Source organism: Pseudomonas sp. IT-P218 (assembly GCF_949767605.1).
Taxonomy (GTDB): Bacteria; Pseudomonadota; Gammaproteobacteria; order Pseudomonadales; family Pseudomonadaceae; genus Aquipseudomonas; species Aquipseudomonas putida_AE.
The window spans coordinates 1-17,908 of record NZ_CATKQQ010000011.1; the positions used below are offsets into that span (position 1 = coordinate 1).

Annotated in this window: 11 protein-coding genes; 8 read left to right on the forward strand and 3 right to left on the reverse strand. The window is 61.7% G+C overall.

What is annotated here, in order from left to right:
* Window positions 1-102 precede the first annotated feature (102 nt).
* From recC to ACM6I6_RS06635, 4 genes are all read left to right on the forward strand, one after another.
* The gene (gene recC, locus ACM6I6_RS06620) at window positions 103-3,555 is read left to right on the forward strand and encodes an exodeoxyribonuclease V subunit gamma (RefSeq protein ID WP_414919638.1); all 3,453 of its coding nucleotides are present in this window, start codon (window positions 103-105) and stop codon (window positions 3,553-3,555) included.
* The gene (recB, locus tag ACM6I6_RS06625; protein ID WP_414919639.1) at window positions 3,552-7,244 is read left to right on the forward strand and encodes an exodeoxyribonuclease V subunit beta; all 3,693 of its coding nucleotides are present in this window, start codon (window positions 3,552-3,554) and stop codon (window positions 7,242-7,244) included. Before recC ends, recB begins: the two co-directional genes overlap by 4 nt.
* Window positions 7,241-9,340 carry an exodeoxyribonuclease V subunit alpha gene (gene recD / locus ACM6I6_RS06630; RefSeq protein WP_414919640.1) on the forward strand — a complete coding sequence of 700 codons (2,100 nt, stop codon included), beginning with the start codon at window positions 7,241-7,243 and terminating at the stop codon, window positions 9,338-9,340. The genes recB and recD overlap by 4 nt, the downstream gene beginning before the upstream one ends.
* A 224-nt stretch (window positions 9,341-9,564) precedes the next feature.
* Window positions 9,565-10,575: an acyltransferase gene (locus tag ACM6I6_RS06635; RefSeq protein WP_323605434.1), complete on the forward strand. Its 1,011-nt coding sequence runs from the start codon at window positions 9,565-9,567 to the stop codon at window positions 10,573-10,575.
* Window positions 10,576-10,606: 31 nt separating this feature from the next.
* Here the strand turns inward: ACM6I6_RS06635 and ACM6I6_RS06640 are convergent, their stop codons facing one another.
* Window positions 10,607-11,554 (reverse strand): LysR family transcriptional regulator, encoded by a 948-nt coding sequence (locus tag ACM6I6_RS06640; protein ID WP_274074131.1) that lies wholly within the window; start codon window positions 11,552-11,554, stop codon window positions 10,607-10,609.
* Between the two features lie 150 nt (window positions 11,555-11,704).
* Here ACM6I6_RS06640 and ACM6I6_RS06645 point away from each other — a divergent pair, with 150 nt between their 5' ends.
* Window positions 11,705-13,231 (forward strand): CoA-acylating methylmalonate-semialdehyde dehydrogenase, encoded by a 1,527-nt coding sequence (locus ACM6I6_RS06645; RefSeq protein ID WP_274074130.1) that lies wholly within the window; start codon window positions 11,705-11,707, stop codon window positions 13,229-13,231.
* 10 nt (window positions 13,232-13,241) lie between these two features.
* Window positions 13,242-14,129, forward strand: coding sequence for a 3-hydroxyisobutyrate dehydrogenase (gene mmsB, locus ACM6I6_RS06650; RefSeq protein WP_323605437.1), 888 nt, complete (start codon window positions 13,242-13,244; stop codon window positions 14,127-14,129).
* A 173-nt stretch (window positions 14,130-14,302) separates the two neighbouring features.
* On the opposite strand, the gene ACM6I6_RS06655 is transcribed toward mmsB, so the two are convergent.
* Window positions 14,303-14,647 carry a cupin domain-containing protein gene (locus tag ACM6I6_RS06655; RefSeq protein ID WP_274074128.1) on the reverse strand — a complete coding sequence of 115 codons (345 nt, stop codon included), beginning with the start codon at window positions 14,645-14,647 and terminating at the stop codon, window positions 14,303-14,305.
* A gap of 264 nt (window positions 14,648-14,911) precedes the next feature.
* On the opposite strand from ACM6I6_RS06655, the gene kynB reads away from it, so the two are divergent.
* Together kynB and kynA are read left to right on the forward strand one after the other, a co-directional pair.
* On the forward strand, window positions 14,912-15,577 hold the full coding sequence (gene kynB / locus ACM6I6_RS06660) for an arylformamidase (RefSeq protein WP_323628903.1): 666 nt from the start codon (window positions 14,912-14,914) through the stop codon (window positions 15,575-15,577).
* Window positions 15,574-16,428, forward strand: coding sequence for a tryptophan 2,3-dioxygenase (kynA, locus tag ACM6I6_RS06665; RefSeq protein WP_414919641.1), 855 nt, complete (start codon window positions 15,574-15,576; stop codon window positions 16,426-16,428). Before kynB ends, kynA begins: the two co-directional genes overlap by 4 nt.
* 63 nt (window positions 16,429-16,491) lie before the next feature.
* Here kynA and ACM6I6_RS06670 read toward each other — a convergent pair whose 3' ends face one another.
* Window positions 16,492-17,895, reverse strand: coding sequence for an amino acid permease (locus ACM6I6_RS06670; RefSeq protein ID WP_323628902.1), 1,404 nt, complete (start codon window positions 17,893-17,895; stop codon window positions 16,492-16,494).
* Between the last annotated feature and the right edge of the window lie 13 nt (window positions 17,896-17,908).

Below are 17,908 nucleotides of genomic sequence, written 5' to 3' on the forward strand. Positions count from 1 at the left end.
CTGGCTCCACCCCCCTGTAGGAGCGAGCTTGCTCCTACAATGAAGCAAGTCGCCTTCAATGCTAAAGTCCTCCCTCGATTTGCGCTTTCCAAGGAAGCCTTTATGCCGGACGCAACGTCCCTCAGTGCTGGTTTTATGGTGGTTCATGGCAATCGCCTGGACGAGTTACGCAGCCTGGTAGTGAGCTGGATGCGGCGCTACCCGCTGGCTCCCCTGGAAAATGAAATCGCCCTGGTGCAGAGCAACGGCATTGCCCAGTGGCTGAAGCTGGCTCTGGCCGAAGACGCTGAGGATGACGACATGGGCGGCTGCGGGATCGCCGCCGCCATCGACGTGCAATTGCCTGGCAGTTTCATGTGGCAGCTCTATCGGATGGTCCTGGGGCGCGACGACATTCCGGCCAAGTCGCTGCTGGATAAAGCCCCCCTGACCTGGCGCCTGATGCGCCTGCTGCCGCAGGTGATCGATCAGCCGCACTTCGAGCCGCTACAGCGCTTTCTCACCCATGACACCGATTTGCGCAAACGCTATCAATTGGCTGAGCGCCTGGCGGATCTGTTCGACCAGTACCAGGTGTACCGCGCCGATTGGCTCGAAGACTGGGCCGAAGGTCGTCACCAGTTACGCAACGGCAGGGGCGAAGCCAAGCCGCTGACCGCGGCCAATGCCTGGCAGGCGGAGTTGTGGCGTGCACTGTTGCTGGATGTCGGTGAAGCAGGGATGGCGCAAAGCCGGGCCGGCGTGCATCAGCGGTTTATCGAACGCATCAACAGCCTCGACGTGGCTCCTACCGGATTACCGTCACGGGTCATTGTATTCGGCATTTCCTCCCTGCCCGCTCAAGCCCTGGAAGCCCTGGCCGGCCTGGCTAGATTCAGCCAGGTGCTGCTGTGCGTGCACAATCCCTGTCGCCACCATTGGGCAGACATCGTCGCCGACAAGGACCTGTTGCGCCATCAATACAAACGGCAGGCACGCAAGAGCGGCATGCCCGGCGTGCTCGACCCGCAAACCCTGCATCAACACGCCCATCCGTTACTCGCGGCATGGGGCAAGCAGGGGCGGGACTACATCAACCTGCTCGACAGCTACGACGATCCCAACAGCTATCGTTCGGCGTTTCGTGACGGTCGCATCGACCTGTTCAGTGACAGCCAGCCACTGCACATGCTCAACCAGTTGCAGGACGACATCCTTGAGTTGCGTCCGCTGGGCGAAACCCGCGAATGCTGGCCGGCCGTGGACTTGAAGAAAGACTCGTCGATCCGCTTCCACGTTGCCCACAGCGCCCAGCGCGAAGTGGAGATCCTGCACGATCAGTTGCTCGCGCGCTTCAGCGCCGATCCGCTATTGCGGCCCCGGGACGTGATTGTCATGGTCCCGGACATCGATGCCTATGCCCCGCACATTCGCGCGGTGTTCGGCCAGCTTGAGCGCCACGACCAGCGCTTCATACCGTTCACCCTCGCCGACCAGGGCCAGCGCGGCCGTGATCCGTTGCTGATCGCGGTCGAACATCTGCTCAAGCTGCCAGACAGCCGTTTCCCGGTGAGCGAGATTCTCGACCTGCTCGACGTGCCCGCGCTAAGGGAGCGCTTCGGCGTAGAGGAGCGTGACCTGCCAACCCTGCACCGCTGGATCGAAGGGGCAGGCATCCGCTGGGGGATGAATGCCGAGCAGCGTGCCGGCCTGGGCCTGCCTGAGGCACTGGAGCAGAACAGTTGGCGTTTTGGCCTGCGGCGGATGTTGCTCGGCTACGCCGTTGGCAGTTCCGGCGCCTGTGGCGGCATCGAACCCTACGACGAGATCGGTGGCCTGGATGCCGCGCTCATCGGCCCACTGGTTGCGCTGCTGGATGCCCTGGAAATCGCCCACCACGAACTCACTCGACCGGCATCGCCGCAGCAATGGAGCCTGCGTTTACAGGCATTGGTGGCACTGTTCTTCCAGGCCAGCAACGAGCACGACGAGTATTTGCTGACGCAGCTGGAAACCTTGCGCGAAACCTGGCTCGAAAACTGTGAGTCAGTTGGCTTGCACGACGAGCTGACCCTGACCGTCGTCCGTGAAGCCTGGCTCGCCGGTCTCGATCAGGGGCGCTTGTCTCAGCGCTTTCTGGCCGGTGCGGTCAACTTCTGCACCTTGATGCCCATGCGCGCGATCCCGTTCAAGCTGGTGTGCCTGCTGGGGATGAACGATGGCGACTACCCGCGGGCACAGCCGCCGCTGGATTTCGACCTCATGGGCAGCGACTACCGCCCCGGCGATCGCTCACGACGTGAGGATGACCGCTATTTGCTGCTGGAAGCATTGCTGTCGGCGCGCGAGCAGCTCTATGTCAGTTGGGTCGGTCGCAGCATCCGCGATAACAGCGAGCGCCCGGCATCGGTGCTCATCGGCCAGCTTCGGGACCATCTGGCCAGCGGTTGGCGATTGGTCGATGCCGAGGAGGACCTACTCGAAGCCCTGACCCAGGAGCACCCGCTGCAACCCTTCAGCGCCCGTTACTTCCACCAGGGCGATGCGTTGTTCAGCTATGCCAGCGAGTGGCAGGTGCTCCATCAAGCCAGCGGGCAGGCGCCTGTCAGTGAGCTACTGGATGCCCACGTCCAGGAGGAGCCGCTGAGTCTGGGACAACTACAGGATTTCCTGCGCAACCCGGTGCGTCATTTCTTCAGTCAGCGCCTGAAGGTGTTCTTCGAGGCGGCCGAAGTGCCTTTGGCCGATGAAGAGCCCTTTGTCCTCGATGCCTTGCAACGCTATAGCCTGAGCGACAGTTTGCTCGGCGCCGCACTGGCAGACCTGGATAACTCCGAACGGGTGCTGGAGGCGCAGGCCAGTCGCCTGCAAAACAGCGGGCTGCTGCCGATGGCGGGGTTTGGCGAATGCCTGCAACGGGAGTTGATCGAACCCTTGCCGGATTTGCTCGCGCGTTATCAACAGCTTCTGGCCTTATGGCCAACGCCCCTGACCAGCGCCCTGCCAGTCAATTTGCAAGTGGATGGCCTGCGCATCGAGGGTTGGCTCAGTGGCCTGCACCAACGTGCCGACGGTGGCTTGCTGTCGGTCACGACGATCCCCAACAGCATCGGTTCGATCAAGTCGCGCAAATGGCATCGGCTGACGCGGCCGTGGGTCAACCACCTGGTGGCGTGCGCCAGCGGCATGGCGATGACCACGGCCCTGGTGGCCAGTGACGACAGCCTGATACTCGAGCCGATTGCCCGGGAGCGTGCTTTGCGAACCTTGGGCGATCTGTTGCAGGCCTGGCAAGCGGGCATGCGCCAACCCCTGCCGATTGCGGTCAAGACCGCCTTTGCCTGGCTCGGCCAGACCGACCCGCTCAAAGCCCAGGCCGCCGCGCGCAAGGCCTACGAAGGTGATGGCTTGACCACCGACGGCGAGCGCCGCGAAAGCGTGGCGCTCGCGCGTCAATTCGCCGATTACGACGCCCTGGTCGCCGACGAAACGTTCGCCGATTGGTGTGACGCCCTGTATCGACCGCTGCTTGAGGCCCCTTGGCGTTCAGTGTCCAGCGAGGAGCCCCGCCCATGACCACCCAGACCCCCTTGGCCCTGGCGTTCCCGCTGCGTGGCAGTCAACTGATCGAGGCCAGTGCCGGGACCGGCAAGACCTTCACCATTTCCGCGCTGTACCTGCGCCTGGTCCTTGGCCACGGTGGAGAGCCTTGTGGTTTCGGCCGTGAACTGCTGCCGCCGCAAATCCTCGTGGTGACCTTTACCGATGCCGCCACCAAAGAGCTGCGCGAACGCATTCGCACGCGCCTGGCCGAAGCCGCGCGGTTTTTCCGCGAGGAAACGCCGGCCCCGGACGCGCTGATCAACCAGCTGCGCGAAGAGTACGCACCCGATCAGTGGCCCGGCTGCGCCAATCGCCTGGACATCGCCGCGCAATGGATGGATGAGGCGGCGGTGTCGACTATCCACAGTTGGTGTCAGCGTATGTTGCGCGAGCACGCTTTCGACAGCGGCAGCCTGTTTACCCAGACCCTGGAAACCGATCACAGCGATCTGCTCGGTGAAGTGCTGCGCGATTACTGGCGGCTGTTCTGTTATCCGATGCAGGGCGATGCGTTGAACTGGGTGCGCGGCAATTGGGGCGGACCGGCGGCCTTGTTGCCGCGGATCCGCGGGCTGTTCGCCAGCGCGCGTGACACTCTCGCCGGTGTTGAGCCGGCGCAACTGATTAACGAATGTCTGCAGGAGCGCCGAGTCGCCCTGCTTGAGCTCAAGATGCCGTGGCGCCAGTGGGCCGACGAGCTGCTGGCCCTGTGTCACGAAGGTGTCGCCAGCAAGAGTGTCGACGGGCGCAAGATGCAGGCGCGGTATTTCGAGCCCTGGTTCGAGAAAATCAAAGCCTGGGCCGAAGACGAGGCCCTCGAGCAACTGGACATCGGCACCGGCTTCACCCGCCTGACCCCCGACGGCATGGCGGAAGCCTGGAAGAAGGGCCCTGCGCCGGACCATCCAGGCCTGGACGCCATGCCCGCGCTCAAAGCCTGCCTGGATGGTTTGCCGACACCCCATGCCGCTGTGCTGCAACACGCTGCCCACTGGGTAGGCGCGCGCTTCGAAGAGGAAAAGCGCCGCCGTGCTGAAATGGGTTTCGACGACATGTTGCTGCGCCTGGACGCGGCGCTGCAAAGCGAGGGCGGCGAGCGCCTGGCGACCTTGATCCGCGAGCAGTTCCCGGTGGCGTTGATCGACGAATTCCAGGACACCGACCCGGTGCAGTACCGGATCTTCGAGAGCATCTACCGCATTGAAGACAACAGCCCCGACAGCGGACTGTTCCTGATCGGTGACCCGAAGCAGGCGATCTACGCCTTCCGCGGCGCCGACATCTACACCTACCTGCGCGCCCGCCAGGCCACCACGGGCCGCCTGCACACCCTGGGCACCAACTTCCGTTCGAGCCATGGCATGGTCAGTGCCGTGAACCATGTATTCGACTGTGCCGAGTCCCGCGAGTCGGGGCGTGGGGCCTTTCTGTTCCGGGAAAAAAATGGCGACAACCCGGTGCCGTTCCTGCCCGTCGAGTCCCAGGGGCGCAAGGAAGTCCTGCGCATCAATCAGCAGGCAGTCCCGGCGTTGAACATCTGGCACCTGGCGGCCGAGCAGCCGATGTCCGGCGCGGTCTATCGGCAACAACTGGCCGCCGCCTGTGCCAGTGAAATCACTGCCTTGCTCAATGGCGGGCAACAAGGCCTGGCGGGGTTCGTGCGTGACGACCAGGTGCTCAAAGGCCTGATGCCGGCGGACATTGCCATCCTTGTGCGTGACGGCAAGGAGGCCCAGGCGGTGCGTGCCGAGCTCTCTGCCCGCGGCGTGCGCAGCGTTTATCTGTCGGACAAGGACTCGGTGTTTGCCGCGCAGGAAGCCCACGACGTACTCACCTGGCTCAAGGCCTGCGCCGAGCCGGACGTCGAGCGGCCGCTGCGGGCGGCATTGGCCAGCATCACGCTGAACCTGTCATTGTCCGAACTGGAGCAGTTGAACCAGGACGAACTGGCCTGGGAATCCCGGGTCATGCAGTTCCGCCGTTATCGCGAGCTGTGGCGCAAGCAGGGCGTGTTGCCGATGCTGCGACGCTTGCTGCATGACTTCAAGCTGCCCCAGGCATTGATGGCGCGCAGCGATGGCGAGCGAGTGCTGACCAACCTGTTGCACCTGTCCGAGTTGCTGCAACAGGCAGCCGCCGAACTGGACGGCGAGCAGGCCTTGATCCGGCATTTGTCCGAGCACCTGGCGTTGTCGGGCCAGGCCGGTGAAGAGCAGATCCTGCGCCTGGAAAGCGACGAGCAACTGGTCAAGGTCGTGACCATCCACAAGTCCAAGGGGCTTGAGTACCCGTTGGTATTCCTGCCGTTCATTTGCTCGGCGAAACCGGTGGATGGCAGCCGCCTGCCATTGCATTACCACGACGCCACGGGCAAGGCCCAGGTAACCCTGAGCCCCACGCCCGAACTGATTGCCCAGGCCGATGACGAGCGTCTGGCCGAAGACCTGCGCCTGCTGTACGTGGCCCTGACCCGGGCGCAACACGCCTGCTGGTTGGGCGTGGCGGATCTCAAGCGCGGCAACAACAACAGCTCGGTGCTGCACCTGTCGGCGCTGGGGTATCTGTTGGGCGGCGGTTCCTGCCTGAACGAGTCGGCGGGTTTGCAGGCCTGGTTACGGGACCTGCAACAGGGCTGCCCGGCGATCGGCTACGGCGAAATGCCCGAGGCCACCCTCGAGTCTTACCATCCCCCGCAGAACACCGCGGCGTTGCTGGCGCCGTTGACGGTGCAACGCAAGGCCAGTGAAAACTGGTGGATTGCCTCCTACAGCGCCTTGCGTATTGGCGACAGCCTGAGCATCGGCAGTGATCAGGCGCCGGAAAGTCCGCAGGCACAGAAACTCTTCGACGACGAACGTCTCGACCCACACGCCCCCCGCGAGATGGTGGCTGGCGGTGCCGATATCCATCGATTCCCCCGTGGCCCGAACCCGGGCACCTTTCTCCATGGCTTGCTCGAATGGGCCGGTGGCGAAGGGTTTGCCGCCACCCCGCAGGCGGTGGAGGATGCGATTGGCCGTCGCTGCAATCGCCGAGGCTGGGAAGGCTGGATCACCACGCTGAGTGAATGGTTGCAGCATCTGCTCAAGTCGCCGTTGCCTGTGGCTAGCGACCAGGCACCGGTGATTTTCGCGCAGTTGACCCAGTACCAGGTCGAGATGGAATTCTGGTTCGCCAGCCACAAGGTCGATGTGCTCAAGCTCGATGCCCTGGTGTGCCAATACACCCACAACGGTGTGCCGCGGGTGGCCGCGGAACCTGTCTTGCTCAATGGCATGTTCAAGGGCTTCATCGACCTGACGTTCGAGCATGATGGCCGCTACTACGTCGCCGACTACAAATCCAACTGGCTCGGAGTTGACGACGCGGCCTATACCGAACAGGCCATGGAGCAGTCGATCCTCGACAACCGCTACGACCTGCAATACGTGCTGTACCTGCTGGCCCTGCATCGCCAGCTCAAGGCGCGGCTGGCCGATTACGATTACGATTGGCATGTCGGCGGTGCGCTGTACCTGTTCCTGCGGGGCACGCGTGCGCCGAGCCAGGGCGTGTATTTCGCCCGTCCGCCCCGGGCGCTGATCGAGCAACTGGACCGCCTGTTCCAGGGCAAACCGCAGCCCAGGGTCGAACCCGCCTGGGAACAGGGAGTACTGCTATGAACCGTACCTTCGCCGATGTGCTGGCGACGCCGCTGACTGCCGAGAGCCTGGCGCAACTCAGCCCATTGAGTCGTGCCGAAGACCTGTTGCTGCTGCTCTCGCGCTGGGTCGAGCGTGGCTGGTTGCGCGCACTGGACAAGGCCTTCGTCGGCTTTCTTCACGAGCTGGCACCGGCCGATGACCCGCTGGTGCTGCTGGCGGCGGCATTGACCAGTCACCAGTTGGGGCACGGGCATGTCTGCCTGGACCTGTTCGAGACCCTCAAGGAGCCGGACTTCGCCCTGTCGCTGCCTCCGGAAGGCGACCTGCAAGGTGGCGCGATGTTGCTGCCGTCGCAGCTGCTGGAAACCCTGGATGGCGCCCATTGGTGCAAGGTGCTGGCATCCAGCAGCCTGGTTGCCCTGGCCGCGGACGAGCGCGACAACGTGCAGCAGCGGCCCCTGGTGTTGGCCGGCAAACGCCTGTACCTGCGGCGCTACTGGGCCTACGAGCGCCGCATCGACGATGCGTTGCGTGAGCGTCTGGCGGGGCAGGAAGACGCCCCCAAGGATCTGTTGCAACGCCTCACCGGTCTGTTTGGCCCGGCCAGGCCCGGTGAGGTCATCGACTGGCAGAAACTGGCCTGCGCCCTCGCCACTCGCAGCGCGTTCAGTATCGTCACCGGCGGTCCGGGCACCGGCAAGACCACCACGGTGGTGCGCTTGCTCGCGTTGCTCCAGGCGCCGGCGGTAGAGGCGGGCAAACCGCTGCGCATTCGCCTTGCCGCGCCTACCGGCAAGGCCGCGGCGCGGCTGACCGAATCCATCAGTGCGCAAGTGCGGACGCTGAAAGTCACTGAAGCCATCCGCGAAAAAATCCCCTCCGATGTCACCACCGTGCACCGCCTGCTCGGCAGCCGCCCGGGGACCCGACATTTCCGTCACCACGCCGGCAATCACCTGCCGCTGGATGTGCTGGTGGTGGACGAAGCATCGATGATCGACCTGGAAATGATGGCCAACCTGCTCGATGCGCTGCCGGCCCATGCCCGCCTGGTGCTGCTGGGTGACAAGGACCAGTTGGCGTCGGTGGAGGCCGGTGCCGTGCTGGGCGATCTGTGTCGCGACGCCGAGGCGGGTTGGTACAGCCCGCAGACTCGCCAATGGCTGCAGGCCGTCAGTGGCGAGAGCCTCGAAGCGAGTGGGTTGCAGGAAGACACCCAGGGTTCCCATCCGCTCGCCCAGCAAGTGGTGATGTTGCGCCACTCGCGGCGCTTCGGCGAAGGCAGCGGCATTGGTCAGCTGGCCCGCTGGGTGAACCAGCAACAGCCCGCGCAAGCCCGCAAATTGCTGGCGGCGCGCAGCCACGACGATGTGTTCTGCCTGTCGCTCAAAAATGAACAGGATCGGGCACTGGAGCGCCTGTTGCTCGAAGGTCATGGTGAGGGGCCGCAAGGATACCGGTATTACTTGAGCCTGCTGCGCAATCAGCGCCCACCGCTGGATTGCCCACTGGAAGACCCGCGCTGGACCGATTGGGCTCGGCAGGTCCTGCAGGCGTTCGATACGTTCCAGTTGTTGTGCGCCGTGCGCAAAGGGCCGTGGGGCGTGGAAGGCCTGAACCAGCGGGTGACCGACGCCTTGCTCAAGGCGCGGCTGATCGACAGCGACCAGCAGTGGTACGAAGGCCGGCCGGTGCTGATGACCCGCAACGATTACGGCCTGGGCCTGATGAATGGCGACATCGGCATCGCCCTCAAGCTTCCCGAACGCGAGGGCCCCGAGGCCGGGAAGCTTGTGCTGCGGGTCGCGTTCCCGAGGAACGACGGCCAGGGCGGCGTGCGATTTGTACTGCCCAGTCGTCTCAATGATGTCGAAACCGTGTACGCCATGACCGTGCACAAATCCCAGGGCTCGGAATTCGCCCACACCGCCTTGATCCTGCCCGATGCCCTGAACCCGGTGCTCACCAAGGAGCTGATCTACACCGGCATCACCCGGGCCAAGGACTGGTTCACCTTGATCGAACCTCGGGCCGGCGTCTTCGAAGAGGCGGTGCGACGCCGGGTCAAACGCTTGAGTGGGTTGATGCTGGAGCTCAAGGAGGGGATCGACTGATAGCGCTCGCAGCGCATCTGCCAAAAAGTGGACGATTCACTTCACGCCATGAAAGCAACGTCAAAAAAACAGTGATTTAACCAATTGCTCGCGACAAAATTTTATCATGGCGTGAAGTGTAAAGTGCAAAAGCTAGCCTAGACTACAGGCTTGAATGGTCTGGCTTCATGATATTTTCAGCGCTGCGACTATTGGGTTTTCATATCCAAAGAGCGAATGCCAATATGAGTGATGGTTCCGTAGCACACTCTCGATTAAATGTACTTGATGGATGGCGCGGCATTAGTATATTGCTTGTCCTGGCGTGTCACCTGCTACCACTCGGCCCAAAGATCCTGCAATTGAATTCCGCTGCAGGGGTTATGGGCATGGCTATATTTTTTACGCTATCGGGTTTTCTAATAACAAGTTTCCTGCTCAAGAACGACAGCGTCATTGATTTCTTGATTCGCAGGTTCTTTCGGATTGTGCCTCTTGCCTGGTTGTACATGGCAATTGTCTTGCCGATCATGAGCAGCCCTCCGGATTACTACCTCGCAAACTTTCTGTTCTATGCCAACTGGCCGCCCATGTGGCTTGGCAATGTAAACGGGCATCTATGGAGTTTGTGCATGGAGGTCCAGTTTTATGTTGCCATCGCTTTGCTGGTCGTCATGATGCGGAAAAAGTGGATGGTGATGATTCCTGTATTCGCCATCGCCGTCACGACCTACCGAGTCATGAACGATGCCCATGTCGTGATCAACACCTATTACCGCATTGATGAAATACTTTCTGGCTGTTTACTTGCACTGATATACCACAAAAGAGTGGGCGGCACCTTTGTGAAACTTCCGCAACCAATATGGGTTGTGCAAATAGTTTTGTTCCTCCTTTTTGTTGTTTCCAGTCATCCTGACGGCGGCTTCATGAACTACCTGCGCCCCTATATTGCCGCCGCCATGGTGGGGAGCACGTTAGTCAATGGCCAGACACGCATTGTTGCCCAGGTTCTGAATAATCGCGTTCTGTTTTATATCGCCACCATTTCCTACGCGCTCTACGTTGTTCATCCACTGCTGGCACATACCTGGCTGGGTAGCGGAGATACCGTCATAAAATATTTGAAGCGTCCGTTGTTGTTCGCCGCCATTTTCATGACCGCGCATATCTCGACTTTCTATTATGAAAAGTGGTGGATTGCTTTTGGTAAGACATTGTCCAGGAAAGTCGCTGGCCAACCCGTTCCAACTTGAAGGTTGGCGCTACCTGATTCCTTGAAGAACCTCAGTCGGCAAACAGCATTTGCCGACTGTCACCCATCAACAGCGCCTGGTTCTGCTCAGTCACCGCGCGGATGTAATCCCACAACAGGGTGATCCGCTTGAGCTTGCGCAGGTCCTCGCGGCAGTACATCCAGAATTGTCGGGTGATGTTGATCTCCTGCGGCAACACCGCCAGCAACCGTGGGTCCTGGGCGGCGAGGAAGCACGGCAGGATGGCCAGCGATCGCCCTTGCTGCGCGGCCACGAACTGCGCGATCACGCTGGTACTGCGCAGATTGGCGCTGGCGCCGGGGAGTACGTTGGCCAGGTACAGCAGCTCGGAGCTGAACGCCAGGTCGTCGACATAACTGATGAACGAATGCTTGCCCAGGTCGGCCGGGCGGCGGATGGCCGGGTGTTTGTCGAGGTATTCCTGGGTCGCGTACAGCTGCAGGCGGTAGTCGGTCAGTTTGCAGCATACGTAAGGCCCGTGTTCCGGGCGTTCCAGGGCGATGACGATGTCGGCTTCGCGCTTGGACAGGCTGATGAAGTGCGGCAGCGGCAGGATGTCCACCGAGATCGCCGGATAGGCGTCGACGAAATGGCTCAGTTGCGGGGTAATGAAAAAGCTGCCGAACCCTTCGGTGCAGCCCATGCGCACGTGGCCGGACAACGCCACCCCGGAGCCCGAAACCTGCTCGCAGGCCATGTGCAGCGTGCTTTCGATCGACTCGGCGTACCCCAGCAAACGCTGGCCTTCGGCGGTCAGGACAAAACCGCTGGTCCGGGATTTCTCGAACAGCAAGGTGCCCAGCGAAGCTTCCAGTGAACTGATGCGCCGCGACACGGTGGTGTAGTCGACGGCCAGGCGCTTGGCCGCGGTGCTGGCCTTGCGGGTGCGGGCGACTTCGAGGAAAAACTTGAGGTCATCCCAGTTCAGCGAGCCTAGAGAGGTGATGTTTTTTTGCATGTTGGACCGGCTTTTATGTGCGTTCTTATTAGAAGTTTGCACATCTATACTCCAAAAACAGTCCGATCACCAATTCGCGGCATACGCCTCATCTCAAGGCGACTTTCTCGCCTTGGCTCCCAAGATAAAAACAAGCATCCGGAGACCCACATGAACGCTTCGCTCACGCCCAACGAAACTACCGTACAAAAGGTCAAGCTGTTGATCGACGGCGAGTGGGTCGAATCCCAGACCACCGAATGGCACGACATCATCAACCCGGCCACCCAACAGGTGCTGGCCAAGGTGCCGTTTGCCACCGCTCAAGAAGTCGACGCGGCCATCAGTGCAGCCCATCGCGCCTTCCAGACCTGGAAGCTGACGCCGATCGGCGCGCGGATGCGCATCATGCTCAAGCTCCAGGCGTTGATCCGTGAACACTCCAAGCGCATCGCCGTGGTCCTGAGCGCCGAGCAGGGCAAAACCATTGCCGACGCTGAGGGCGACATTTTCCGTGGCCTGGAAGTGGTCGAGCACGCCTGCTCCATCGGCAGCCTGCAAATGGGCGAATTCGCTGAAAACGTCGCAGGCGGTGTCGATACCTACACCCTGCGCCAGCCGATCGGCGTGTGCGCCGGCATTACCCCGTTCAACTTCCCGGCGATGATTCCGCTGTGGATGTTCCCGATGGCCATCGCCTGCGGCAACACCTTCGTGCTCAAACCGTCCGAGCAGGACCCGATGTCGACCATGCTGCTGGTAGAGCTGGCCATCGAGGCCGGCGTTCCGGCCGGCGTGCTCAACGTCGTGCATGGTGGCAAGGACGTGGTGGATGCGCTCTGCACCCACAAGGACATCAAGGCCGTTTCCTTCGTCGGTTCGACTGCGGTCGGCACCCACGTCTATGACCTGGCCGGCAAGCACGGCAAACGCGTGCAATCGATGATGGGCGCGAAGAACCACGCCGTGGTGCTGCCCGATGCCAATCGCGAACAGGCGCTGAATGCGCTGGTGGGCGCCGGTTTTGGCGCAGCCGGTCAACGCTGCATGGCCACCTCGGTAGTCGTGCTGGTGGGCGCGGCCAAGCAATGGCTGCCTGACCTGAAGGCGCTGGCGCAGAAACTGACGGTGAATGCCGGCAGCGAGCCGGGCACCGACGTCGGCCCGGTGATCTCCAAAAAAGCCAAACAGCGAATTCTTGATCTGATCGAAAGCGGCATCAAGGAAGGCGCGAAACTCGAGCTCGATGGTCGCGAAATCACGGTTCCCGGTTACGAGAAGGGCAACTTTGTCGGCCCGACCCTGTTCTCCGGCGTGACCACCGACATGCAGATCTACACCCAGGAAATCTTCGGCCCGGTGCTGGTGGTACTGGAAGTGAATACCCTCGACGAGGCCATCGCCCTGGTCAACGCCAACCCGTTCGGCAACGGCACCGGCCTGTTCACCCAATCCGGTGCGGCGGCGCGCAAGTTCCAGAACGAAATCGACGTCGGCCAGGTCGGCATCAACATCCCGATCCCGGTGCCAGTGCCGTTCTTCAGCTTCACCGGTTCCCGTGGTTCCAAGCTCGGCGACCTCGGCCCGTATGGCAAGCAAGTGGTGCAGTTCTACACTCAGACCAAGACCGTCACCAGCCGCTGGTTCGATGACGACAGCGTCAACGACGGTGTGAACACCACCATCAACTTGCGTTAAGGAGCCGGACATGAACATCGCTTTTATCGGTCTCGGCAACATGGGCGCGCCGATGGCGCGCAACCTGATCAAGGCCGGCCATGCACTGCGCCTGGTCGACCTGAACAAAACCGTGCTGGCGGAGCTTGAGCAACTGGGCGGCAGCATCAGCGCCTCGGCCCGTGAGGCGGCAGAAGGCGCGGAACTGGTGATCACCATGCTGCCGGCTGCCGTGCATGTGCGCAGCGTCTGGCTGGGCGAAGACGGTGTGCTCGCCGGTATCGGCAAGGGTGTGCCAGCCGTGGATTGCAGCACCATCGATCCGCAGACCGCCCGTGACGTGGCCGCCGCCGCTGCCAAACAGGGCGTGGCCATGGCCGATGCGCCGGTTTCCGGTGGCACCGGTGGCGCCGCGGCAGGGACCTTGACGTTCATGGTCGGCGCGACCCCGGAACTGTTCGCGACCCTGCAACCGGTGCTGGCGCAGATGGGCCGCAACATCGTCCATTGCGGCGAAGTCGGCACCGGGCAAATCGCCAAGATCTGCAACAACCTGCTGCTGGGCATTTCCATGGTCGGGGTCAGCGAAGCCATGGCGTTGGGTGATGCGTTGGGTATCGACACCAAGGTGCTGGCGGGCATCATCAACAGCTCCACCGGGCGTTGCTGGAGTTCGGAGATGTACAACCCGTGGCCGGGCATCGTCGAAACGGCCCCGGCCTCGCGCGGCTATACCGGGGGCTTTGGCGCCGAGCTGATGCTCAAGGACCTGGGGCTGGCCACTGAAGCAGCGCGTTCGGCGCACCAGCCGGTGGTAATGGGCGCGGTGGCGCAACAGTTGTATCAGGCGATGAGTTTGCGTGGGGAAGGTGGCAGTGACTTCTCGGCGATCATCAACAGCTATCGCAAGCCGCAATAATCATGCTGAAAACCTGTAGGAGCGAGCTTGCTCGCGATGGTCGTCAACGATAACGCTCGAAGCCTGGCACCCCGCGGTGCTCTCAGGTTTTTCGCGAGCAAGCTCGCTCCTACAGAGAAGCGCATCGACATTTACCGGGAAATCACATTGCGTGATCTCCCGGTTTTTTTGCATCAGGCAAACACGAAATACTTGCGCACGGTTTCCACCACTTCCCAGGTGCCTTTCATCCCCGGCTCAACGACAAAAATGTCACCGGCCCGCAGGTGGATCGGCTCTTTTCCCTCAGGGGTGATGATGCAGTAGCCCTCGCGGAAATCGCAGTATTCCCACTTCACGTATTCCACGTACCACTTGCCCGGCGTGCAGATCCAGGTGCCCATGATCTTGCTGCCGTCTTCGCTGGTGTAGGCGTTGAGGTTGACGGTGTGCGGGTCGCCTTCGAGTTTTTCCCATTTGCAGGCATCGAGTACGGGCAGCGGGTGGGTGTCGCGAAGAACGGTGATCGGTGCGGTCATGATGACTCCGGCGTTGGGGAGAACTGAAGTCGCACCCTATAGGGCCTGCTGCGGCATCAGTTGTCTGTGCTCGACATCGAGGTATCCAGAAACGCAGTGGCTCGACGCCTGCCAGCGACTGTGGCGCCATTGATATTTCCACGCCATAAACCACCGATATCTGGCAGTTTGTGCGAAAGCCCCAGGCTTTTTCGAAGTTTTTTGCAAGAACATGCACAGGCATCGCTCGTATCATTCACTTCGGAAAAGGCCGAGAGCTGTGTTATGAAAAAAACAATGTCGTGGTGGGACATCAGCCCGCCCTTGAGTACCGCAACACCGACCTGGCCGGGCGATACGCCGTTTCAGGAAGAACGCGTCTGGACCCTGGGGCCTGAATGCCCGGTGAATGTCGGGCGCATCACGCTGTCGCCGCACACTGGCGCCCATGTCGACGCGCCGCTGCACTACAGCAAGGACGGCGCGGCCATCGGCGATGTGCCGCTCGACGTCTATATCGGGCCTTGCCGGGTGCTGCATTGCCTGGGCAGCGACGCGCTGGTGCAACCCGGGCAACTGCAAGGTCGCTTGGCGAACCTGCCCGAACGCGTGCTGCTACGAACTTATCAACAGGCGCCGCAGACCACCTGGGACCCCGAATTCACCGCGGTCGGCAAAGACACCGTCGACCTGCTTGCCAGTCTCGGCGTGCGCCTGATCGGTATCGACACGCCGTCGCTGGACCCGCAGCAATCCAAGACCATGGACGCGCACAACGCCGTGGCGCGTCACGGCATGGCCATTCTCGAAGGCATCGTGCTCGATGACGTCCCGGAAGGGGATTACGAGTTGATCGCGCTGCCACTGCGATTTGCCAACCTCGACGCCAGCCCGGTCAGGGCGATCTTGCGTCCACTGAATTCATCGCTACATCAGGAGCCTGTTCAATGAGCCAATGTCCGTATTCGCCTGCCAATCAGACAGATGAGTGGCATAACGCCGAGCTGAATTTTTCCGACTCCATGAGCTACGGCGACTACCTGGACCTGGGGCGTATTCTCAGCGCCCAGCACCCGTTGTCGCCGGACCATAACGAGATGCTGTTCATCATCCAGCACCAGACCTCCGAGCTGTGGATGAAGCTGATGCTGCACGAGCTCAAGGCCGCCCGCGAACACGTTCGGCTGGGTGAGCTGGCGCCGGCCTTCAAGATGCTGGCGCGGGTCTCGCGGATCTTTGATCAGTTGGTACATGCGTGGACGGTGCTGGCCACCATGACGCCTACCGAGTACCACTCCATCAGGCCTTTCCTGGGGCAATCGTCGGGCTTCCAGTCGTTCCAGTACCGTGAAATCGAGTTCATCCTCGGTAACAAGAGCGCGACGCTGTTGCGCCCCCACGCCCACCGGCCGGAGCTGTTGCAGGAACTCGAAAAAGCCATCGCCACGCCTTCGCTGTATGACGAAGCCATTCGCTTGATGGCCAACGCCGGGCTGGCGATCGACCCGCAGCGTTTCGAGCGTGACCCGAGCGCCCCGACGCAGCATGACGCCTCGGTCGAAGCGGCCTGGCGGGTGGTCTACAAGGATCCGACGCGTTATTGGGACCTCTATCAACTGGCCGAGAAATTCATCGATCTCGAAGACTCGTTCCGCCAGTGGCGCTTCCGCCATGTCACCACGGTCGAGCGGATCATCGGCTTCCAGCCTGGCACGGGTGGCACTGAAGGAGTGGGTTACCTGCGCAAGATGCTCGATACCGTGCTGTTCCCGGAATTGTGGCGGGTGCGTTCGACCCTTTGACCTGACAGGCATCAAAAAGCCCCGGCATTCAATGAATACAGGGGCTTTTTGTTGCGCATTGGATTATTGCGCGACGGGCAAGCCGCGATCGCGCGCCACGCGCACCCGGTAGAACAGGTAGATGATCGCCACCCACACCGGGATGGCGATGACCGACGCGCGGATGCCCGGAATCATCCACATAACGCAGATGATCATGGCCATGAAGGCCAGGCACAGGTAGTTGCTGTAGGGAAACCAGAACGACTTGAAGCCGGGCACTATGCCTTGCTGGCCCATGATCTTGCGAAATTTCAGGTGGGTCAGGCTGATCAGCGTCCAGTTGATCATCAACGAGGCGACCACCAGGGCGAACAGCAACTCCAGCGCTTCATGGGGCGCCAGGTAGTTGACCAGCACCGACAGCATCGTGATCAGTGCCGAGATGCCCAGCGCCCGCAGAGGCACGCCCTGTTTGTTCAGTTTCATCAGTGATTTGGGTGCGTCGCCCTGTTCGGCCAGGCCGTAGAGCATGCGGCTGTTGCAGTAGACGCCGCTGTTGTAAACCGAGAGCGCCGCGGTGAGCACCACGAAGTTGAGGATGTGCGCGGCGGTGTCGCTGCCGATCAGCGAGAAGATCTGTACGAACGGGCTGCCGCTGTAGGCATCGCCGGACGCGCCGAGGGTCTGCAGCAGTTGATCCCAGGGGTACAGCGACAGCAGCACGGTGAGGGCGCCGACGTAGAAGATCAGCACGCGATAAACCACCTGGTTGATCGCCTTGGGGATCACCTTCCTCGGTTCGCTGGCTTCAGCGGCCGTGATGCCGACCAGTTCCAGGCCACCGAAGGAGAACATGATGAACGCCATCGACATCAGCAAGCCGGTGGTGCCGTTGGGGAAGAAACCGCCGTGGCTCCACAGGTTGCTGACCGACGCCTGCGGGCCGCCCGTGCCGCTGAACAGCATGTAGCAGCCCAGGACGATCATGCCGATGATCGCCACGACCTTGATGATCGCGAACCAGAACTCCATCTCGCCGAAGACTTTGACGTTCATCGTGTTGATCAGGTTGACCAGGACGAAGAACACCGCGGCGCTGACCCAGGTCGGGATCTCCGGCCACCAGAACTGCACGTACTTGCCCACGGCCGTGAGCTCGGCCATGCCCACCAGCACGTACAGCACCCAGTAGTTCCAGCCGGACAGGAAGCCGGCATAACCACTCCAGTACTTGTGGGCGAAATGACTGAAGGAACCGGCCACCGGCTCCTCGACGATCATCTCGCCCAGCTGGCGCATGATCAGGAAAGCGATGAACCCGGCAATCGCATAACCGAGGATCATCGACGGCCCGGCCGACTTGAGCACACCCGCCGAGCCCAGGAACAGCCCGGTGCCAATCGCCCCACCCAGGGCGATCAATTGAATGTGCCGGTTCTTCAACCCCCGCTTGAGCGAGCCCTGTTGCAAGATTTCATCCGCCATCTCGTTCCCTTCT